At 54.1% G+C, this 3,524-nt stretch carries 2 protein-coding genes and 1 pseudogene; all 3 read right to left on the bottom strand.

The features are described from left to right. Window positions 1-754, bottom strand: a pseudogene (locus tag RTI30_RS13320) (IS5 family transposase); the annotation flags it as partial. 79 nt (window positions 755-833) lie between these two features. Continuing rightward, on the bottom strand, window positions 834-3,035 hold the full coding sequence (locus tag RTI30_RS13315; protein WP_312284014.1) for an EAL domain-containing protein: 2,202 nt from the start codon (window positions 3,033-3,035) through the stop codon (window positions 834-836). Window positions 3,036-3,250: 215 nt separating this feature from the next. Then, on the bottom strand, window positions 3,251-3,524 hold a 274-nt coding region (locus RTI30_RS13310), incomplete at its 5' end, for a transposase (RefSeq protein ID WP_312284013.1).

Raw genomic sequence — 3,524 nt, 5'->3', positions numbered from 1 at the left:
ACCGACATAGCCTTTGTCGGCGTAGATCTCGGCGCTGGTGTTCCAGTCATCCAGTACGGCTTCCAGGTGCTGGGAGTCATGGACTTTGGCTGTGTCGGCCATCCAATTCCGGATCAACTTGTGCTTGCGGTCTACGCTGACGGTGAACTTGTAACCGTGGTAAGACTTCCCATGTTTCTTGGTCCAGCTGGCATCGACATCCTTCTGCCGGCGCTTGGCTGCTTTCCAGTCGGCAGGGAACCGCATGCTGCTCGAGCAGTTCCTTTTCTTCTTTGGTGAAATGCTGTTTGGGGGCAGGGACCAAGGTGGCGTCGATGATTTGCCCTGCTCGGGCTTCGAATCCGTGGGCCCGAATCTGGCGATCCAATGCCACAAAGAGCGCTTGTACTCCCTCGACGCCCAGACGGTTCTCAAAATTCCAAATGGTAGCGCGATCAGGAATGTTGCGGGAATGTTCCAAACCACAAAAGCGCCGGAAGCTACGCCGATCCAGCAGTTGAAACTCGGTCTGCTCGTCGGAAAGGCCATGCAGGCGCTTGAGCACCAGTATCCGCACCATTACTTCAGTAGGATAGGGAGGCCGCCCACCTTTTGACTGCTCTGGGCGCGGGGCAATTCTCTCCACCGCTTCGGCCAAGGCGGAGAAGTCGACAACTGCCTCGATCTTCTGTAGGGGATCGCCCAAGGCTTCTACCTTCTGCAAATAGCTTTCGTCAGCCAAGAGATCGTTCTTCACCGCCGTTCTGCGCGCAATCATTCCAGCATCCCCACTGCCATCTAGCTACGCTCTATTCTATCAAAAGACTAGTCCCAATGGGGTTTTTCGAGGTGCCCTAATGTTTAATGTTGGCGGTATGTTCCTGTACCAGTTGTCGGATTCGTTGCACGATCTGATTCAACTGCTGTTTCAGCGCTGTGGTGTTTTGGCCTTCTATCATACGGGTACGCAGGTCAGTAACGGTGTCGTGGAATATCCGGTGCGCCTCAAATAGGGGGTGATCCTTCATGCCCAGCGTTTCTAGCGCATGTGTCATGGGGCAAGATTCCCAATGTGTGACGATGTCGAAGTTGAGCAGGTCATTGTTATTGGGCAGCGCCTCTATAATTAGCCGTGCCCGTTTCAGGTGGCGAGCATACCAAGTATAGAGTATTTGTACTTGGTAGTCTTTAACGGAATAGAAATAGACATTTCCTTTTTGAGCGTTAAACTGGCCGACCCAGTCCAGAACTTCTGATCGGGTCATAGGCTTGTGGATGCTATACCCCTGCAGATAGGAAAATCCTAGCGCGCCGATCATGTCGTTGATCTCCTGGTTTTCCACACCTTCCACCACGCAGGAGATGTTTAGATTGGTCGCAAGGCGAATCAATGTATCGACATAGTCCAGGTGATCCAGATTATTCAGCAGGGGGTGGATGAAGCCCTGGTCGATCTTGATCTCATCCAGTGGTAGGGATTTCATGCGCAGCAGGGAGGACTCACCACTGCCTACATCGTCCATGGCGATGGAGAAGCCGATTTTTTTGAGTGCATGAATAGCCTCGATGGTCTTGTTTTCATCCAGTTTGCCCGATTCCAGTATTTCCAGTGTGATGAGATTGGGTGGCAGACCATGGCTTTGAACAATGCTATGGATGCGGTGGATGAACTGCGGGTATTCAAAAGCCTCGGTGGGGAAGTTGATGCTGATGCCGATCATTTCCCCCTGTGTTTTGTGAATGGCTGCCAGGGTCTCGCAGGCTTGCTTCAGTCCCTGCTCAAACAAGGTCAGCAGCTGACTGGAGCCAAAGGCACCTAGAAAATGGTGGGGGCTGAGTTTCTGGCCATTCTCATCCACCAACCGGGCTAGGGCTTCCAGCTTAACGACCCTATGCTCCAGGGGGTCGATGATGGGCTGATAGACTATCTCTACCTTGCCGTCTTCCAGCAGCTTGCGGTAGTGCTGCCGTTGCTGAACGGAAAGCTCTGCAAGATGACGCTGGCGAGACGCTTCCATGTGCTTGAACTGCGGGGAAAGATTGCGAGCTAGGTTTTCAAAGAAAAAGTGCTTGTCCTGGGCGAGGAAAAACCCGGGCCAGTTGCTATAGACCACCAGCAGCAGCACTGGTGCCTGCTTAATATCGGTTATCGGAATGATGGCGTAGCTGCGGATGCCCAGCTGGCGGGCAGCTTCTCGGATACCCTCATCTTTGATCTCGTGGGTGACGCTGTTGATCCAGACAGGGCGCTCTTCCCGCCAGGCCTGCAATAGTGGCTGATCTCGAAAGGGGCGGGAATCGTCAGGGGTGCACGCATCCCTATGCAACACCAATCCGGTGGCCTTTTTACAAATCAACTGGTTCTCAGTTGCGAACCTAGCGATACCGGCACCGACGATGCCAGGCAGCTCGCGCAACCCGTTCAGCACGAAATCCAGCAGGTCGTCGTGGTTGATGAAGGTGTGCAGCGCATCGCTCATTTTTTTGAGATGGTGGTTGCGCTGTTGCATGGCCTGCATGACCCCCATCATCTGCCAGGCCAAGTCATTATTGAGCCGTTGTTCCACTACCTGCATGGCCAGCTGATGGGATTGCCTCAGTTCCGGCAGATGGGCATAGATGGCGCGGCGGTAGTCCTGGTAGGACTCGGCAAGTTCCTTCGGTGGTAGGCTGACTGCATCATGGCGTTCACCCGCTCGCAGCGCCATCTCGTAGTGTTGCGGGGCGGAAAGGGCCGGTGAAAAGAGGAGTTCCAGATATCGCATCTGCATCTCTGTCAGCGACACCGATTCCTTTGGGGTCAGCAGTTGCAGAATCTTTTCTCTTTCATCGCGCAGGTGACCATAGAAAAAACTGGTAATTTCCTGCCGGCGAGCGCGGACCAGCGGCAGTACAGATTCCAGGATGTCAGCGGCATAGGTGTTGTACGGATCTGCCAATGCCTTATTACTGCTGGAGGGCGGCTCTATTTGAAGGGGGGTGGAAAGCTGCTGGCTGGCCAGCTCGCCGGCCAACCGATCAATGTTGCGTTGCAGTGAACGCAGGTGCATATTCATCTGCTTTAACTTCTTTTTTTTTTGCTCATGAAAATCTCCTAAATAGCATCAGCTAGCCACCGCCGGCTTAAGAGGCTGCGGAAAAATCTGCAAAAACTTCGGAATTCTTCCTGGCCGTCTAAAAATTTGCTCAGTTGAGGCTCTTGCCGATCCTGTTTTTGCCTTTTTTGTGGGTTTTTCCTGCCGTTTCCTGGATTCTGGACGCAGCTCTCCCATCACGCCACTCCCAATCGCGCCATGCGCACCAGATTGTATGCGGTGGCCACGAGGGAGAAGTGCAGACTGACCCGCTCCAGGCCACGGAATCGGGTCTTGCGCATCCCGCCCACGGTCTTCATCCAGCCGAAGATGGACTCGATCCGTTTACGCACATAAATACTCATGGCGTAGCCAGCATGGCGGGTCGTGCGCCCGTCGATGGCCGAGCCCTTCCGTTTCCGGGCCACATGAGGAGTGACGTTCCGGTCGCGGAGATCTTGGACAAAGCGG

It is taken from the genome of Candidatus Igneacidithiobacillus taiwanensis (assembly GCF_031962545.1).
Taxonomy (GTDB): Bacteria; Pseudomonadota; Gammaproteobacteria; order Acidithiobacillales; family Acidithiobacillaceae; genus Igneacidithiobacillus; species Igneacidithiobacillus taiwanensis.
This window is presented reverse-complemented; position numbering and strand designations above follow the sequence as displayed.

Excerpts from the sequence above, each read along its gene's own strand:
- RTI30_RS13315 (WP_312284014.1), bottom strand. The coding sequence starts at position 3,035 with ATGAATATGCACCTGCGTTCACTGCAACGCAACATTGATCGGTTGGCC.